The sequence below is a fragment of the Herbiconiux sp. VKM Ac-2851 genome, from assembly GCF_013205105.1.
GTDB lineage: Bacteria > Actinomycetota > Actinomycetes > Actinomycetales > Microbacteriaceae > Herbiconiux > Herbiconiux flava.
Genome location: NZ_JABMLJ010000003.1, coordinates 945,207 through 961,778 on the forward strand (window position 1 = coordinate 945,207; position 16,572 = coordinate 961,778).

Sequence of the window (16,572 nt, forward strand, 5' to 3'; positions counted from 1 at the left end):
GCGAGACGAGACGCCGACAGGCGCCTCACACCGCGCCCGCCGCCGACCGACCTGCCGCCCGCCCCGAGAACAGGCACCCGCCGAGGAACGTCCCCTCCAGCGCCCGGTACCCGTGCATCCCGCCGCCGCCGAACCCGCTGGCCTCGCCGGCCGCGTACAACCCGGGCACCGGCGATCCCGAGGCGTCGAGCGCCCGCCCCTGAAGGTCGGTCTGGATGCCCCCGAGGCTCTTCCGCGTAAGCACGTGCAGCTTCACCGCGATCAGCGGCCCGGCCGCCGGGTCGAGCAGCCGGTGCGGCTTCGCCACCCGGATCAGCTTGTCGCCGAGGTAGTGCCGCGCACCCCGCACGGCGGTGAGCTGCGCGTCCTTCGTGAACACGTTGTCCACCTCACGGTCACGCGCGACGATCTCGCGCGTGACTAGTGCCGGGTCGAGCGGCGCCGTCGTGATCCGCGCCATCCCGTGCAGCAGCTCGGGCAGCGTCGACGCCACCACGAAGTCGGCGCCCTTCTCCTTGAACGCCTCGACGGGCCCGGGCGCCCCCGGGCGCACACGCTGCGCCAGCAGCTTCAGGTCACGCCCGGTCAGATCGGGGTTCTGCTCGCTGCCCGAGAGCGCGAACTCCTTCTCGATGATCGACTGCGTCAGCACGAACCAGCTGTGGTCGTACCCGGTCGACAGGATGTGCTCGAGGGTCCCGAGCGTGTCGAAGCCGGGGAACAGCGGCACCGGCAGGCGTTTCCCGGTCGCGTCCAGCCAGAGCGACGACGGCCCGGGCAGGATGCGGATGCCGTGCTGCCGCCACACCGGCGAGTGGTTCTCGATGCCCTCGGTGTAGTGCCACATCCGGTCGCCGTTGACGAGGCGCGCTCCGGCCGAGGCGGTGATGCCGAGCATCCGCCCGTCGACGTGGGCCGGCACCCCCGACAGCATCGTCGCCGGGGCCGCGCCCAGCCGCCGCGGCCACTGCTGCCGCACCAGCTCGTGGTTGCCGCCGATGCCGCCGCTCGCCACGATCACGGCCCCCGCCGAGATCTCGAACGAGCCGACGACCGCGCGCGAGCTCTCCTCGCCCCGGCCCACCGCACTCGCGGCGAGCACCGACCCCCTGGCACCCACGACACGATGAGCGGATGCGCGTTCCGCCCCGTCCCCGACCGTGACGAGCTCATCCACCCGATGCCGGTGCAGCACCCGCGCGCGCCCCTCCGCCACGCCCCGCCGGAATCGCGCCACGAACGGCTCGAGCACCCCCGGCCCGGTGCCCCAGGTGATGTGGAATCGCGGCACCGAGTTGCCGTGCCCGTTCGCCGTGTAGCCGCCGCGCTCGGCCCATCCGACCACGGGGAAGAAGCGCACGCCGAGCGAGTTCAGCCAGGCCCGCTTCTCTCCGGCCGCGAACTGCAGGTAGGCCTCGGCCCACCGCCGCCCCCACTCGTCCTCGGGGCGGTCGAACCCGGCCGAGCCGAGCCAGTCCTGGCGGGCGAGCTCGAGGGAGTCGCGCACGCGCATCCGTCGCTGCTCGGGGCTGTCGACGAGGAAGATGCCGCCGAACGACCACCAGGCCTGCCCGCCGAACGACGAGGCGGGCTCCTGTTCGAGCACGGTCACGTGCTTGCCCGCCTCGAGCACCTCGCAGGCGGCCACCAGACCAGCGAGGCCGGCCCCCACCACGATCACGTCGGTCGAGGAGGTCGACGAGGTCGTCGAGGTCGACGAGGTCGAGACGGTCGACGGATCCGATTCCACGGGCAACTCCTTCGTCGCAGCGGTGTCGCGGGCCGCACGGCCCGGGTGAGGACTAGTCCTCGAAGGTATTCACCATGGCATGCGCGGCCCGCTCCAGGTAGTCCCAGAGCAGCTCCCGGTCGGCCGGCGCGAGCGACAGCGAGTCGACCGCCACGCGCATGTGCGCCAGCCAGCGGTCGCGGGCGTCGGGGTTCACCTTGAACGGGTTGTGGCGCATCCGGAGCCGCGGATGCCCGCGCTCGGCGCTGTAGGTGCCCGGCCCGCCCCAGTACTGCTCGAGGAACATCGTCAGCCGGCGCACCGCCCCGTCCCAGTCGTCGGCCGGGTACATCGGCTTCAGCACGGGGTCGGTCTCGACGCCCTGGTAGAACCGCTCGACGAGGGCGACGAACGTCTCGTGCCCGCCCACCTGTTCGTAGAACGGGTTCTCGGGCACCTTCGGTGTGAGATCCATCACGCCTCGTCCTTCGGGGGCTTGGGCGCTTTGGAGGCCCGCGGCGCACGCGGCGCTCGCGGTGCCCGAGGCGCCTTGGTCAGTGCGGTGTCCTGGGCGGCCTGCTGCGTCTCGACCGACCTCGTCTTCGGCGGCCGCGCACCCTGCACGCTGGCCGCGCCCTCGAAGCCCGAGAGCACGACGGTGTTCAGCGAGGGCAGGGTGACCCCGATCTCGTCGAGCGACTTCTTCAGACGGATGCGCAGCTCACGCGCCACGTCGTCCTTCGCCGAGGTGCGGGTCTTCACCACGATGCGGATCACGAGCGCCTCGGCCGAGATCGACTCGAGCCCCCAGATCTCGGGCTTCTCGACGATGCGCGAGCGCCACTTGGGCTCGTTCGCCATGGCGGTCGCGGTGGAGAGCATCTTCTCCTGCACGCGATCGAGGTCGGAGTCGTAGGGGATCGCGAGATCGATGATGACGCGTGCCCAGCCCTGCGACATGTTGCCGACACGCAGGATCTCGCCGTTGCGCACGAACCAGAGCGTGCCGTTGACGTCGCGCACCTGCGTGATGCGGATGCCGACCGCCTCCACGACACCGGTGGCGGGGCCGAGGTCGACGACGTCGCCGACGCCGAGCTGGTCCTCGAAGACCATGAACAGGCCGTTCAGCACGTCCTTGACGATGTTCTGGGCGCCGAAGCCGAGGCCGGCGCCGAGCGCGGCGGTCAGCAGCGCGAGGGAGCCGAGGATGCTCGGATCGATCGTCTGCACGATCAGCAGCAGAGAGACGACGACGATCGTCACGTTGATGATGTTCTTCAGCACCGAGCCGAGGGTGCGGGTGCGCTGCACGATGCGCACGGCGGCGAGCGGCGAGGCGACGAGGGCCTGGGTGTCACTGACGTTCTGCTTGCGCTTGACCCCGTTGACCACCTGATCGACGAGGCGGCGCACCGAGTACAGCAGCACACCCCGCACGATGAAGGCGACGACGATGATGGCGAGAACCCCGATGGGCTTCTGATACGTGTCGAGGAAGGAGGCGATGTTCGCCCAGATCATGTTCCAGTCCATATGCCTCGATCCTACGGGCGCACTCTTGGCAGAGCCTCAGAGCGCGCCCGCAGGACGCCGTCCTAGCAAGGGAGGCGCGCCGTGCCACAGATCAGGGACAGATAGAAAAAATGAGAGCCTTCTGAGCAACCCAACGAATCAATTCAATATCGCCAGCGATCGGTTTCATGAGTGAATCGTCAGGAATCAATCGGGCGTACGCCGACGTCGCATCCTCGTCGTTAGAGTGCACAATTCGGTTTCGAAGCGTGTATATCCGATTGGCGAGATGATCCCATACTCTGTGCGAGTCCAGATTGATTCGCTCCAGCCCTAAATCGGGCAGGTCTTCGTTATTGAATGGGAAATCTTCGTCTTCGAATATGCGGCGTAGGTCGTCACTACTGACGAGCATTTCGACGGCGGTACGCAATTGTGCCTTTTCGTGGTTGAACCCCCGATGAGCCGCAGCAGTCACGCTTATTAAATCGCTGACCATCCGATCGTCTGAGAGGTCAAAGTTCGGGTCGGCCAGCAAAATCGTGAGTCGCCCGGCCACCTGCATAGTGTTGAGAGGGGAGAAGCTGGACTCGAGGACTTGGTAGTAGGCCAGATATTGAAGCAACGGAAAAGCGCGAGCGTTGGTCGCGTACCAGTACAAGTCCTTCAAAACTCGCGAATAGTTCGCCCCGGAGAATTCGAACGGCGCCTGATCGCGGAAGCTCCGCTGCACCATGGTTGGCGCTTCTGGCAATGCAGGTTGCGTGCGAATTCCGTAGACCAGGTCGAGATCAGTGAGGAAGTCAAACATGACGCCCGTGATGATGGATGAGGCATCGCTGGGCTGGAAGGGGCGGCCCGAATACTTGAGAGAAATGAGAGAACTCTGATGTCGATCGGCGAAGTAAAGCAGATCTGAGTACGGAGAGAGCTCCAAGTAAGTGTCGTCGCTGTCGACCTTCAGTGCCCAGTCCATTTCAACGTCAGCAAGGAATGCAGCCACTCCGAATGATGCGCGAGAGTACTCCGGTATGGACGAATTTTCAGACGACGGCGGGAGTTTGAATTCGGGGCCGTGCGAGACGCCAGCAATGTCCCAGATGGGCAGCGGACCGCCAGGCTCAACAAGAGGGACGGACAGGCTTAGTTCGAGTACTCCAGCCGCCGGGTTGCACAGGGCCACGAAGTCCGCACATATCGTCCATTCCCAGATCGAGGCATCAATCGCTGCACTGATCTCCGATCCGCGTAGCTTTACCGGCTTAGTCGTTTCGCCCCAGGGCAGCTGCACCGTCACCTCCTGGTCCCCACCCACATTGAATGGCATCGAGTGCCTTGCTAAGAGCTCGCCCAGCCGCGTCGCATCTCCAGGTCCGGCGTGATACCGGGATTCGCCCTCGCTCGTCACTGCGAAACCTCCTTACCAGGACGACGCTTCGATCCGAAGATAAGAGCGCGTTGGGCCAACCACTTCACCAGTTCGATATCGGGGCCCAGTGACCGAGCCGCGGCACTCGATGGGAGAAGAATCTGGACGTTGACATTAGTCAGGCTGGCCTTCGTATGAACGATGCTGTTGCGAATGGCAGAAATGCGAGCCGACACCTGAGCGTGGAGGTCTTCTTGGCTCAGGTTGATCTTTTGCAGAGAAGGAAGAAGTTGTTTTTGCTTGCTGAAGTAGTGGACAGAAGCCTCCACCTCTCGCTTCAAGGCGGACAGTTCGACGATCATTTCAAGGGTTGTTTGTAGGTGGTCACGGTCGCGCAGGCGAGCACGGTGAATGTCCGCCGTGGAATCGATAAGGGCGAGAAGGTTCGCGGCGCGATTTGGGTCGAACGCTGGGTCTTTCAGCAATCCCCGCATTCGTCTGACTGCGTCTCCTCGTGAGAACGATTCGAAGAACAACTCAAGGACCTGGTAGTAGGCGAGGTATTGAAGCAGAGGAAATTCAGCCGCTCTATTGCCGTACCAGTAGAGCGCCTTTGCATCGGACGAGTACTCGTTGCGAGGGAATGCAGGAACCGCTGGCCCTTTTCTCCAACCTATTGAGGATGCTAAGAATTCCTGCGCGGGAGCGGCCACGACACCAACTGAATACTTCAGGTCTAGCTCTGTCAAGAGATCACTCATGACGCCAGTGATGATGGAATCGCCTACTTCGGTTGCGAAGGGTGGGCCCTTGTATCGCAGCGAAATTCCTGAGTTTCCGGATGCCTTTCTCGAGGTGTAGAAGGTCGGCGACTGCGGACCGAGATCAAACTCAAACTCACCGTGGCTGATTCGCAACAGCCAGTCGACCTCCATCCCCTTCATGAGAAGGTGATTGCTCGAGCCGTCATAGGAGACGCCCGACTGCGAGCCGTCGGCCAACTTCCCGAAAGCGGGACCAGTTTCCACTCCAGGGATGGTCCAGATCTTCGAGTACGACCGAGGCCCGAACTGTGGAACCACGAGTGCGACTTCTATGATGCCGTCGGACGGATTTTGCAGAGCGTCGAACTCTTCAGAAAAAGACCAATCCCAAATCCGATTCCTAACGCCATGGGTGATGCCACGCGCGAACAGGCTGGTCCGCTTCTCACCAGCACCCCGAGGCAAGGCGAACTCGATGCTGGGGAACGCTTGTTCTGGAGCTTCCACCTTGAACCAGAAATTGCGCTTTGAAAACTCATCGACCAGTGTTTCTAGGTCCCCGTCGTCTGGCTGATAAGGAGAAGGCTCGGTCATTAGCCAGATGCTCTCATTCCTCGTGTTGTCGCTTGCCTATCGTTCACCGAACCGAGGCCACAGACACGGTCAGGCGGTGGCTACCGCGCGTCGCGCGCCTGCGCCGCCAGCGCCCGGTCGACGCCCGCGAGGTTCTCGACCACGAGGCGCCGTAGCGCCGGCGGCTCGCCGTTCCGGTCGAGCCACTGCTGCGTCGCGTCCCGCAGGGCCTGGTTCGCCAGCCCCGCCGGGTACAGGCCGTTGATCACGGCGCTCGCGATCGCGTAGCTGCGGGTCTCCCAGAGCAGCTGCAGCGAGTCGAAGTAGCGCTCGACCAGCGGCTCGAACAGGGCGGGGTCGCTGCCGCGCTGGAAGCCGAGCCCGGTGGCCCGCACGATCGCGTTCGGCGCCGTGTCGACATCGACGAGCGAGGCGAACGCCGCCGCCTTGCCCTCGGGCGTCGGGACGGCCGCGCGGGCGTGCGCCGCCGACTGGGCACCGGAGGCGGTGTTGTCGGCCTCGAGCGTCGAGGCGATCTCGGCCTCGCCGGCCTTGCCTCCGGCGACGAGCGCGATCAGCAGCTCCCAGGTGAGGTCGGTGTCGATGTCGAGGCCCTCGAGCACGACGGTGCCGTTCTTCAGGTGCGCGACGTTCTCGAGCTGCTCGTCGGTGGAGGCGAGCGCGGCGAAGAACTTCACGAACTGGAACTGGGCGTCGGAACCCGGAGCCGCGTCGAGCGCGAGGCGCCACAGGGTGGTCGCGGCGTCCTCGATGACGGCGTCACGCGCATCCGGAGCCACATAGCTCGACGCCGTGAGCACGAGCTGGTTCAGCACGGTGCGGATGGTCGTCGACTCGGTCTCGGTGGCGATGTTGCCGAGGACCAGTCGCACGAAGTCGCGGGGGCGGGTCTCGGCGTCGCGCGTGGCGTCCCAGACCGAGCCCCAGACGAGCGAGCGGGCGAGCGGCGACTCGATCGAGGAGAGCTGCTCGATCGCGGTGTCGAGCGAGTAGCCGTCGAGGCGGATCTTGGCGTAGGCCAGGTCGTCGTCGTTCAGCAGCACGATCTCAGGGCGCGAGCGGCCCACCAGCTCGGGCACCGGCGTCGAGGCGCCGTCGACGTCGAGCTCGACGCGGTAGGTGCGCACGAGCTTCTCGCCCTCGCGCTCGTAGAAGCCGATCGCCAGACGGTGCGGGCGGATGGTCGGGTAGTCCAGCGGTGCCTCCTGGGCGACCGCGAAGGAGGTGATGACGTCGTTCTCGTCGTACTCGATCACGGGGCGCAGGGTGTTGACGCCGGCGGTCTCGAGCCAGAGCTCCGACCAGCTGGTGAGGTCGCGGCCACTCGTGGCCTCGAGCTCGACCATCAGGTCGTTCAGCTCGGTGTTGGAGAACTGGTGCTTGTTCACGTAGGCGGCGACGCCCTTCATGAACTCGTCCTGGCCGACCCAGGCGACGAGCTGCTTCAGCACCGAGGCGCCCTTGGCGTAGGTGATGCCGTCGAAGTTCACCTGCACGTCTTCGAGGTCGTTGATGCGGGCGACGATCGGGTGCGTCGAGGGCAGCTGGTCCTGGCGGTAGGCCCAGCTCTTCTCCATCGCGGCGAAGGTGGTCCAGGCCTCCTTCCACTCCGTGGCCTCGGCGGTGGCGAGGGTCGACATGTACTCGGCGAACGACTCGTTCAGCCACAGGTCGTTCCACCAGCGCATGGTGACGAGGTCGCCGAACCACATGTGGGCGAGTTCGTGCAGGATCGTGACGACGCGGCGCTCCCGCACCGCATCCGTCACCTTGGAGCGGAAGACGTAGGTCTCGGTGAAGGTGACCGCACCCGCGTTCTCCATGGCGCCCGCGTTGAACTCGGGCACGAAGAGCTGGTCGTACTTGGCGAAGGGGTAGGGGAAGTCGTACTTCTCCTCGTAGAACGCGAAGCCCTCTCGCGTCTTCTCGAAGATGTACTCGGCGTCCATGTACTGCGCGAGCGAGGCACGGCTGAACACGCCGAGCGGGATCTCGCGGCCGTCGGCGCTCGTCAGCGAGGAGCGCTCGACGATGTAGGGGCCGGCGACGAGCGCGGTGATGTAGCTCGAGATGCGGGGGGTGGGCTCGAACGCCCAGGTGGCCGAGGTGCCCTCGACCGCGACGGTCGGCGACGGGGTGGGGGAGTTCGAGACGACCTCCCAGTAGTCGGGCGCCGTGACCGTGAAGGTGAAGACGGCCTTGAGGTCGGGCTGCTCGAACACCGCGAACATGCGGCGGGAGTCGGGCACCTCGAACTGGCTGTAGAGGTAGACCTCGTCGTCGACCGGGTCGACGAAGCGGTGCAGGCCCTCGCCCGTGTTGGTGTAGACCATGTCGGCGTCGACGACGAGCACGTTCTCGGTCTGCAGGGAGGGCAGCTGGATGCGCACGCCGTCGCTCACCTCGGTGGGGTCGAGCGACTCGCCGTTCAGGGTCACCGCGTGCACCGTGCGGGTGATGGCGTCGATGAACGTCGACGCCCCGACCGCCTCGGGGATGGCGCTGAACGTGACGGTGGTGGTGCTGCGGAACGTCTCGGGACCGGTGGTGAGGTCGAGGACGACGTCGTAGCTCGACACGTCGACGATGGCGGCGCGTTCGCGAGCTTCTGCGCGGGTGAGGTTTTCTCCAGGCACGGGGCTGCTCTCCTTTTCGATTGCCCGCTCAGCCTAATGCGATGATGGTTCCGTGACTTCAGAGAAGACGAGCGTTGATTTCTGGTTCGACCCCTCCTGCCCCTGGGCCTGGATGACCTCCCGCTGGGTCGACGAGGTGGCGGAGCACCGCGACCTCGACGTGACCTGGCACATCATGAGCCTCGCGGTGCTGAACGAGGACCAGGACGTGTCGGAGGAGTACCGGGCCTTCTTCCCGCGCGCCCTCCGCTACACCCGCCTCGTCGCGGCGGCCACCGAGCTTCACGGGCAGCAGATCGTGAAGCCGCTCTACGACGCGCTCGGCACGCGCATCCACCCGGGCGGCAGCACCGACTCCGACGAGGTCATCGCCGGGGCGCTCGCCGAGGTGGGGCTCCCCGCCGAGTTCGCGTCCTACGCCGACTCCGAGGAGTACGACCCGCAGATGCGGGCCTCGCACTTCGACGGCATCGAGCGCGTGGGTCAGGACGTCGGCACGCCCGTCATCGCGGTGAACGGCGTCGCCTTCTTCGGGCCCGTGATCAGCCCCGCGCCGACCGGCGAGATGGCGCTGACGCTCTGGGACGGCGTGGTGGCCGCGGCCTCCTACGACGGCTTCTTCGAGCTCAAGCGCAGCCGCACCCGCGGCCCCCAGTTCTGACGGGCGGGTGAGGCGGGTGCCGACGCGCCCGCCCGCCCGGTCGTTCTAAGCTGAGAGCCATGCGCATCCACATCGGCACCGATCATGCCGGGCTCGAATTCAGCCGCACCATCACGGAGCACCTCACCGCCGCCGGCCACGACGTCGTCGACCACGGCCCCGAGAGCTACGACCCGCTCGACGACTACCCCTCGTTCTGCATCAACGCCGCCCACGGCGTGGTGCAGGATCAGCAGGACGGCGTCGAGGCGCTCGGCGTCGTCTTCGGCGGCTCGGGCAACGGTGAGCAGATCGCCGCGAACAAGGTGACCGGGGTGCGCGCCGCGCTGGTCTGGAACGAGTCGACCGCGAAGCTCGCCCGTCAGCACAACGACGCGAACGTCATCTCGATCGGCGCGCGTCAGCACACGGTCCAAGAGGCCGTCGCGCTGATCGACTGGTTCGTCGCCGAGCCGTTCTCGTTCGAGGAGCGCCACGTGCGCCGCATCGCCCAGCTCGCCGAGTACGAGGCCACCGGGCTCATCGCCGGCCGCAGCGTCGACGCCTGACCCGAGACCTCCGTCATGCCCGAGGGTCATTCCGTCCACCGCATCGCGCGGCAGTTCGCCGCGAACTTCGTCGGCCACCGCGTCTCGGCGAGTTCCCCGCAGGGCCGCTTCGCCGAGGGCGCGTCGGTGCTCGACGGCCGTACCATGACGGGTGCCCGCGCCGTGGGCAAGCAGATGTTCCTCGAGTTCGACGACGGCGTCTGGCTGCGGGTGCACCTCGGCATCTACGGCGCCTGGGACTTCGCGGGCGAGATCACGACCGACGCCACGATCCGTTCGGCCGGGGGCCGGATGGGGCAGACCAGCATGCGAGGCACCGACCTCGAGCCCGGTCTCGGTGGGCAGGCCGAGGGCACGATCGACGAGCTCGCGGCCGCGGGCGAGCTGTCCGAGAGCGCGCGGGAGGCGCTGTCAGCGACCGCGACCGCGGCCGCTCCCGACGACGCCGACGGCGAGGACTCGGTGCACTCCATCGGCGCCCCCCGCCGTGCCCGCCTCCGCATGTCGGAGCAGGAGAAGGAGACCGAGGAGGAGGGCGATTTCCCGCCGCCTCCCGTCGGCGCCGTGCGAGTTCGCCTGCTCACCGACACGGCGGTCGCCGACCTCCGCGGCCCGACAGCCTGCGAGGTGCTCGACGTCGCCGGCGTCGAGCGTGCCATCGCGAAGCTCGGCCCCGACCCGCTGAACGACGACTCCGCCGAGGCCGAGGAGCGCTTCGTCGCCGCGGTGCGCAAGAAGCCCACGCCCATCGGCCTGCTGCTGATGGACCAGAGCGTCGTCAGCGGCATCGGCAACGTGTACCGCGCCGAGATGCTCTTCCGCGCCCGGCTGAATCCGCACACCCCCGGCAAGCAGGTGCCGGTCGACACCGCCCGGGCGCTCTGGCGCGACTGGGTCTACCTGCTCGCCCTCGGCGTGCGCACCGGCCAGATGCTCACGATGGACGGCCTCGACGACGAGGCCCAGGCCCTGGCGATGGCCAGCCGAGCCGACCGGCACTGGGTCTACAAGCGCGAGGGCCTGCCCTGCCGCCTCTGCGGAACGAACATCGTGCTCGAGGAGTTCGGCGGCCGGAAGCTCTACTGGTGCCCGAAGGATCAGGCCTGACATGCGACACACCCCCGTCTTCGCCCTCACCGACGCCGCGGTCGTCGCGCAGCTGATCCGCGACCACCCCTGGGCCACGCTCGTCTCGAACACCTCCGAGGGACTCGTCGCCTCGCACTACCCCGTGCTGGTCGAGGAGGGCCCCGACGGCTCCCTCACGCTGCTCACCCACGTCGGCCGGCCGGACGAGCGGCTGCACGAGCTGGGCGAGCACGAGCTGCTCGTGGTGATCCAGGGGCCCCACGGGTACATCTCGCCCGGCTGGTACGACGAGCATCCGTCGGTGCCCACCTGGAACTTCGTCACCGCGCACCTGCACGGCACCCCCGAACTGCTCGACCCGGCCGAGAACCTGCGTGTGCTCGAGCAGCTGGTCGACCACTTCGAAGAGCGGATGCCCGAGCCGCAGCTCATGCGGGGCACCCTCGAGAACTCGGCCTACGCCGACCGGATCAGCGCGGGCACGGTGGGCCTCCGCATCCCGGTCGAGCGCTTCACCGCCAAGCTGAAGATGAGCCAGAACCGCACCGAGGGCAGCCTCCGCCGCATCGTGGCGGGGCTGGAGGGCGAGGGCCCCTACGCCAGCGCCGAGCTCGCGCAGCACGTGCGGCGCGCGAACCCCGCGGTCTTCGGCGAGGCCGGCCAGCCCGCCGACCTCACGCCGCCGGCCGACCCCACGAAGGAGACCAGCGGATGACCGGAGACCTCCTCCTCGCAGGCGGCCGCCTGCCCGGCAGCACCTCGGAGGGGCGCTTCTCCGACGGCGGTGCCGCCGTCGACATCGTCATCGCCGACGGCGAGATCGCCGTCATCACCCCGGCGGGCGACGGCACCCCCAAGGGCTTCGAGCGCGTCGAGCTCGACGGGCGCTGGGTCGTGCCCGGCCTCTGGGACAACCACGTGCACTTCACCTCCTGGGCCGCGGTGGCGCAGCGCCTCGACGTCGCTGCGGCGCGGTCGGCGGCCGAGGCGGCGACGCTCGTCGGTGAGGCCGAGCGGAGCGAAGCGGCCCGCGGCGCGGCCGGCGGAGGCGATAGCGCGGAGTCCGCGTATCCGCTCGTCGGCATCGGCTTCCGCGACGCGCTCTGGCCCGACGAGCCCTCGGCGGCGCTGCTCGACGCCGTCAGCGGCAGCCGGCCCGTGGTGCTGATCTCGGCCGACCTGCACTGCTGCTGGCTGAACACCGCCGCCCTCCGCCGCTTCGGCTTCGAGGGGGAGAGAACCGGCGTGCTGCGCGAGGAGCCCGCCTTCGCCGTGCAGCGCGCCCTCGGCGAGCTGCCCGACGCCCTCACCGACGCCTGGGCCCTCGATGCCGCCCGCGCGGCGGCGGCGCGCGGCGTGGTCGGCGTCGTCGATCTCGAGATGACCTGGAACGCCACGACCTGGGCGCGGCGGGCCGGGAACGGCCACGACCTGCTGCGGGTGGAGTTCGGCGTCTACCCGCAGCACCTCGAGCGCGCGACCGCCGAGGGGCTCCGCACGGGCGAGCCGCTCGCCGGCACCCAGGGACTGGTGCACGTCGGGCCGTTCAAGGTGATCACCGACGGCTCGCTGAACACCCGCACGGCCTTCTGCTTCGACGAATACCCGGGGCTCGAGGGGCAGCCCGGTGCCCACGGACTGCTCACCGTGCCGCCCGAGGAGCTCTCGGCGCTGCTGCTCCGGGCGCGCGAGGCGGGGCTCCTGCCCGCGGTGCACGCCATCGGCGACCACGCGAACCGCCTCGCGCTCGACGCCTTCGAGGCGCTCGGCGGCGGAGGCTCGCTCGAGCACGCGCAGCTGCTCGACGAGGCCGACATCCCGCGCTTCGCCCGCCTCGGCGTGACCGCGAGCGTGCAGCCCGAGCACGCCATGGACGACCGCGACGTCGCCGACCGCTACTGGGCCGGCCGCACGGGCCGCGCCTTCGCGCTCGAGAGCCTGAGGGCCGCCGGCGCGACCCTCGCCCTCGGCTCCGACGCTCCGGTGGCGCCGCTCGACCCGTGGGTCACGATGGCCGCGGCGGTGGGACGGGCCCGCGACGGCCGCGAGCCGTGGCACCCCGAGCAGCGCATCCCCGCGGCGGCCGCCCTGCCGGCGAGCACCCGCGGCCGCGCCTCGGTGCGCACCGGTCAGGCGGCCGACCTCGCGGTGGTTGAGTCCGATCCGCTGACGGCGGCTCCGGATGCGCTGCGCACGATGCCCGTCGCCCTCACCCTGCTCGGCGGCCGCGCCACGCACCGCGCCCTCTAGGCCGGCTCACGGTCGGCCCGCTCACGATCGGCGGCCTCGAGGGCGGCCCGCGGGTAGCGGTGCAGCGCGCATCCGGAACCCCGCCCGGAAACGCGAACGGCGGGCCCGCCCGGAGGCGAGCCCGCCGGAGCGGAGGCGGAGGGCTACTCCGAGATGTGCGCGAAGAGGAACCAGCGATCCTTGTCGAGGCCACGGGCGATCTCGATCGCCACGTCCTGCGAGGAGGGGTCGATCTCGCCGAGCTCGGTGACGGCCTTGTTGACGACCGCGAGGGCGACGTCGATCTGACCGATGATCGCCTGGATCATCGTGTCGGACTTCTGGAAGCCGGCGGGCATCGCGGTGGTGCCGGTCTTCTCGGCGACGGTCTGGATGCGCGCGTCGATCGGCAGGCCCAGGGCGACGACGCGCTCGGCCGCCGTGTCGGCGTACTCCTGCGCGTGGTCGACGACCGAGTCGAGCAGCTCGTGCACGCCGATGAAGTTGGAGCCGCGCACGTGCCAGTGGGCCTGCTTGCCGTTGACCGCGAGGGCCTGCAGCTCGATCACGACGGGGCTGAGGAACTGGGCCGCTGCGGCGGCCACGTCGGGGCTCGTGGTGCTGGCGGGGCTGGTGGTGCGGGTGCCGATGACTTCGGTCATGATGAGGTGTCCTTCCGATCCCTGTGACTCAACGGTACTCAGCAGGAAATGTTCCGCAAGCAAGCTGAGGCAACGCTCACGAAGGTGAGGCGACCCTTGCTAAACGCCTGCTGACGTGGGGAAAGGCGCGCGGATGTACGCGTTGGAGTTCGGCAGGTACATCGTCACGATGGCGACCACGGTGACCAGTGCGTGCGCGATCGCGACGCCGGCGTTGCCCTGGAACTCCAGGGTGATGCCCGCGAGCGCGAGCACGCCGAGGATGGTGAGCGCGTTGCGCGCCCACGGCTTGCCGCGCAGCAGCTTGGCGGCGCAGACGATGCGGAACACCGCGAGCGCCATGATGACGATGCCCGCGATCACCAGCAGCGCCACCGTGATGGGGGCGTCGGTGCCGTCGGTGCCGACCACCAGGGCGACCGCGACGCCCGCGAAGAGCACCAGCACGCCGCCGATCAGGGCGAGGATCGCCTCGGCGAGCCAGAGGCCGAACGAGAGCTTGATCTCCCAGGGGGAGGCCTCGAGGGGTCGTTCGCCGGTGAACTCGGGGCCGGAGAGGGTGCGGTCTGCCATGGGGGAGCCTTTCGGGGGTCGACGGGAACGAGCATCCGTCGCACTGCCCCCAGCACCGACCCTAGGGCACGGGGGGAGTCTCGTCCCACCCCGTTTCGGGGGAGGCGCAGGTGCCGCGGAAGACGTACTGCGACGGCTTCTTGCGCTCGTGGCTCGACCAGTCGATGGCGGGGCGCACCTGGTCGGAGGGCAGGTAGCCCAGGCGGTACACCGCCATCAACTCGAGCTCGTCGGGCACCTGGAGGAGCGACTCGATCTCGGCCCACTTGCCCGGCACCTCCATCGGGAAGGACACGAACTGGATGCCCATGCCGAGCTCCACCGTGCTGAGCCAGACGTTCTCCATGGCGGCGCCCATGCTGAAGACCGAGTAGAACGAGCTCAGCTCGCCCGGCCGGTACTCGGAGCGGTCGAGCATCACGCCGAGCAGCAGCGGTGAACCGGCGACGAGCTTGCGGTTCTCCTCGCCGAGGGTCTGCGGCACGCGCAGGCCGTTCATCAGCTTCTGGCCGCGGGGCGTGAAGACCTGCTTGGTGAAGGGGCGGAGCACAGCCGGAAGCTTGTCGAAGAGCATGCCGCTGCGCTTCTCCGCCATCTCCTCGGCGCTGAACCGGAAGTAGGGCTTGTAGCGCTCGAAGAAGGTGCCGTTCGACATCGCCTCGGTCATGCTGTCGCCGCTGATGCGGGCGATCTTCTCGATCGTGTCGCGCTCCTCGACGATCACGAAGCGCCAGGGCTGGCTGTTCAGTTGAGAGGGGGCACGGCCCGCCACCTCCATCAGGAGGCGCTGGTGCTCCCGACTCACCGGGTCGGGCCGGAACGGGCCGTTGGTCGTCTTGCGACGGCGCACGACGTCGAGGAACTCCACGGGACTGCTACCTCCTGGACAGCATCAGGCCGGCCACGAGGAACGGGGCGGCGGTGAGGGCGACGAGCGGATGGCGCGCGGTGCGCGCGCTCACGCGGGGGATGACGACGAGGGGCACGGCGGCGGGGGCCAGGGCGAGTGCCGCATGGCGGGCGGCGGCTGCTGCGGCGGGGCCGGCGGGGCGCAGGGCGGGCAGCACCGCAGAGGCGGCCGCGGCGCCGGCGAGGGTGCAGGTCGCGATGTACAGCGCGTGGTGCACCCAGCGGAAGCGGCGGGTGTCGACGACACCGGCGGCGACCGACGCGCCGAGGGCGCAGTTGACCGCGTAGCTCGTCGTGGCCGCGACGAAGAGCGGCTGGGGTGACATGCCGTCAGACTACGCGGCCCGCCCGCGAACGGCAGGGCCTCGGGCGCTGCGGATGCCAGACTGAGGGGGATGCCGTCGACCCCGCCGCTGCCGCCGTTGCCGCCCCTCCCGCCGTCGTTCGGCGGGCGGGACGACGAGCCCGCGCCGGCGGCCGCGGTGGCGCCGGCACCCGCACCCGCACGCGCCCCTGCGGCGGCACCCGCACCCGCGGCCACCCCTGCGCCGGTCAGCGCGCCCGCAGAGGCGAGCCGGTGGGAGATCAAGCGGCCGGGCAACCCGCTGCCCGGCACCGCCCCCGCCGCGCCGCGTCGCGCGCAGCAGCCTCGCCCCGGGGGTCACTCCGCGCACGCGCAGCAGCCTCGCCCCGAGGGTCACTCCGCTCACGCGCAGTCCCGGCCGCCGCGGAACCGCCTGCTCGTGCCGGGCCTCGTGCTCGCGGGCGTCGCGTTCCTCGTGGTCGTCGTGCTCGGCGTCGTCTTCGCCGTCGGGGTGATCGGCGCCACCTCCACGGCGCTCTTCGGCGGTCAGGCGGCCGACGGCGGCGGGCCGGCCGCAGCCGAGACCGAGGTCGTGCCGGCGCTCTACGACCAGACCGTCACCTACGACGACGGCCTGCAGATCTCGGTCGCCGCGCCCGAGTCGTTCAGCCCCTCGCCCCAGGCCTCGGGAGCCGGGCAGCCCGCGAACATCGCCGTCACGGTCACCGTCTACAACGGCAGCTCGGCCGACTTCGTGCCCGGCACCGTCACCTCGGTGGTGTCGGCGGGTGCGAGCGGCAACCCGATCGTCGACCCCTCGAACGGCATGACGGGGCTGCCGCCGGCCGCGACCGTGCCGCCGGGGGCGACCGTCAGCTACGTCGAGGCCTACTCGGTGGCGGATGCCGACGACGTCGTCTACGTGGTCACCCCCGCGGCGGCGTACCTGCCCGCGCGCTTCACGCGCTGAGCACCGTGCCCGCCGTGCGG

The 16,572-nt window shown here is 69.0% G+C and carries 16 protein-coding genes; 6 read left to right on the forward strand and 10 right to left on the reverse strand.

Translation table 11 applies throughout. The features are described 5' to 3' along the window. Window positions 1–25: 25 nt before the first annotated feature. The 6 genes from HQQ85_RS17720 to pepN all read right to left on the reverse strand — a co-directional run bounded on the left by HQQ85_RS17720 (window position 26) and on the right by pepN (window position 8,607). The gene (locus HQQ85_RS17720) at window positions 26–1,750 is read right to left on the reverse strand and encodes an FAD-binding dehydrogenase (RefSeq protein ID WP_173183798.1); all 1,725 of its coding nucleotides are present in this window, start codon (window positions 1,748–1,750) and stop codon (window positions 26–28) included. Between the two features lie 52 nt (window positions 1,751–1,802). Continuing rightward, window positions 1,803–2,204, reverse strand: a complete 402-nt coding sequence (locus HQQ85_RS17725; protein WP_216851781.1) for a globin — start codon at window positions 2,202–2,204, stop codon at window positions 1,803–1,805. Further along, window positions 2,204–3,265 carry a mechanosensitive ion channel domain-containing protein gene (locus tag HQQ85_RS17730; RefSeq protein WP_173183799.1) on the reverse strand — a complete coding sequence of 354 codons (1,062 nt, stop codon included), beginning with the start codon at window positions 3,263–3,265 and terminating at the stop codon, window positions 2,204–2,206. The genes HQQ85_RS17725 and HQQ85_RS17730 overlap by 1 nt, the downstream gene beginning before the upstream one ends. Window positions 3,266–3,356: 91 nt before the next feature. Beyond that, on the reverse strand, window positions 3,357–4,652 hold the full coding sequence (locus tag HQQ85_RS17735) for a hypothetical protein (RefSeq protein ID WP_173183800.1): 1,296 nt from the start codon (window positions 4,650–4,652) through the stop codon (window positions 3,357–3,359). After that, window positions 4,649–5,971, reverse strand: coding sequence for a hypothetical protein (locus HQQ85_RS17740; RefSeq protein ID WP_173183801.1), 1,323 nt, complete (start codon window positions 5,969–5,971; stop codon window positions 4,649–4,651). The genes HQQ85_RS17735 and HQQ85_RS17740 overlap by 4 nt, the downstream gene beginning before the upstream one ends. 80 nt (window positions 5,972–6,051) lie before the next feature. After that, window positions 6,052–8,607, reverse strand: a complete 2,556-nt coding sequence (gene pepN / locus HQQ85_RS17745; RefSeq protein ID WP_173183802.1) for an aminopeptidase N — start codon at window positions 8,605–8,607, stop codon at window positions 6,052–6,054. Window positions 8,608–8,659: 52 nt separating this feature from the next. On the opposite strand from pepN, the gene HQQ85_RS17750 reads away from it, so the two are divergent. From HQQ85_RS17750 to HQQ85_RS17770, 5 genes are read left to right on the forward strand one after another with little or no spacing between them, the layout of a single operon-like run. Beyond that, complete coding sequence (locus HQQ85_RS17750; protein WP_173183803.1) at window positions 8,660–9,268, forward strand: DsbA family protein; 609 nt, start codon at window positions 8,660–8,662, stop codon at window positions 9,266–9,268. Window positions 9,269–9,327: 59 nt separating this feature from the next. Beyond that, a complete protein-coding gene (locus HQQ85_RS17755; protein WP_173183804.1) occupies window positions 9,328–9,816 on the forward strand; it encodes a ribose-5-phosphate isomerase in 489 nt (162 codons plus the stop codon). A gap of 15 nt (window positions 9,817–9,831) precedes the next feature. Next, window positions 9,832–10,923, forward strand: coding sequence for an Fpg/Nei family DNA glycosylase (locus tag HQQ85_RS17760; RefSeq protein ID WP_173183805.1), 1,092 nt, complete (start codon window positions 9,832–9,834; stop codon window positions 10,921–10,923). A gap of 1 nt (window position 10,924) precedes the next feature. Further along, entirely contained in the window at window positions 10,925–11,620 is a 696-nt protein-coding gene (locus HQQ85_RS17765) for an FMN-binding negative transcriptional regulator (protein ID WP_173183806.1), read from the forward strand. Then, the gene (locus tag HQQ85_RS17770) at window positions 11,617–13,155 is read left to right on the forward strand and encodes an amidohydrolase (RefSeq protein WP_173183807.1); all 1,539 of its coding nucleotides are present in this window, start codon (window positions 11,617–11,619) and stop codon (window positions 13,153–13,155) included. The genes HQQ85_RS17765 and HQQ85_RS17770 overlap by 4 nt, the downstream gene beginning before the upstream one ends. A gap of 143 nt (window positions 13,156–13,298) precedes the next feature. Here HQQ85_RS17770 and HQQ85_RS17775 read toward each other — a convergent pair whose 3' ends face one another. From HQQ85_RS17775 to HQQ85_RS17790, 4 genes are all read right to left on the reverse strand, one after another. Next, a complete protein-coding gene (locus HQQ85_RS17775) occupies window positions 13,299–13,796 on the reverse strand; it encodes a Dps family protein (RefSeq protein ID WP_173183808.1) in 498 nt (165 codons plus the stop codon). A 99-nt stretch (window positions 13,797–13,895) separates the two neighbouring features. Then, entirely contained in the window at window positions 13,896–14,369 is a 474-nt protein-coding gene (locus tag HQQ85_RS17780) for a hypothetical protein (RefSeq protein ID WP_173183809.1), read from the reverse strand. A gap of 61 nt (window positions 14,370–14,430) precedes the next feature. Beyond that, entirely contained in the window at window positions 14,431–15,237 is an 807-nt protein-coding gene (locus HQQ85_RS17785; protein WP_173183810.1) for a nitroreductase family protein, read from the reverse strand. Between the two features lie 7 nt (window positions 15,238–15,244). Further along, complete coding sequence (locus HQQ85_RS17790; protein WP_173183811.1) at window positions 15,245–15,604, reverse strand: hypothetical protein; 360 nt, start codon at window positions 15,602–15,604, stop codon at window positions 15,245–15,247. Window positions 15,605–15,673: 69 nt separating this feature from the next. Between HQQ85_RS17790 and HQQ85_RS17795 the strand changes: the two genes are divergently transcribed. Then, the gene (locus HQQ85_RS17795; protein ID WP_173182976.1) at window positions 15,674–16,552 is read left to right on the forward strand and encodes a hypothetical protein; all 879 of its coding nucleotides are present in this window, start codon (window positions 15,674–15,676) and stop codon (window positions 16,550–16,552) included. The last annotated feature ends 20 nt before the right edge of the window (window positions 16,553–16,572 follow it).

Coding starts and splice junctions, on each gene's coding strand:
- HQQ85_RS17725 (WP_216851781.1), bottom strand. CDS start 2,204: ATGGATCTCACACCGAAGGTGCCCGAGAACCCGTTCTACGAACAGGTG.
- HQQ85_RS17730 (WP_173183799.1), bottom strand. CDS start 3,265: ATGGACTGGAACATGATCTGGGCGAACATCGCCTCCTTCCTCGACACG.
- HQQ85_RS17740 (WP_173183801.1), bottom strand. CDS start 5,971: ATGACCGAGCCTTCTCCTTATCAGCCAGACGACGGGGACCTAGAAACA.
- HQQ85_RS17755 (WP_173183804.1), top strand. CDS start 9,328: ATGCGCATCCACATCGGCACCGATCATGCCGGGCTCGAATTCAGCCGC.
- HQQ85_RS17760 (WP_173183805.1), top strand. CDS start 9,832: ATGCCCGAGGGTCATTCCGTCCACCGCATCGCGCGGCAGTTCGCCGCG.
- HQQ85_RS17765 (WP_173183806.1), top strand. CDS start 10,925: ATGCGACACACCCCCGTCTTCGCCCTCACCGACGCCGCGGTCGTCGCG.
- HQQ85_RS17770 (WP_173183807.1), top strand. CDS start 11,617: ATGACCGGAGACCTCCTCCTCGCAGGCGGCCGCCTGCCCGGCAGCACC.
- HQQ85_RS17775 (WP_173183808.1), bottom strand. CDS start 13,796: ATGACCGAAGTCATCGGCACCCGCACCACCAGCCCCGCCAGCACCACG.
- HQQ85_RS17780 (WP_173183809.1), bottom strand. CDS start 14,369: ATGGCAGACCGCACCCTCTCCGGCCCCGAGTTCACCGGCGAACGACCC.
- HQQ85_RS17790 (WP_173183811.1), bottom strand. CDS start 15,604: ATGTCACCCCAGCCGCTCTTCGTCGCGGCCACGACGAGCTACGCGGTC.
- HQQ85_RS17795 (WP_173182976.1), top strand. CDS start 15,674: ATGCCGTCGACCCCGCCGCTGCCGCCGTTGCCGCCCCTCCCGCCGTCG.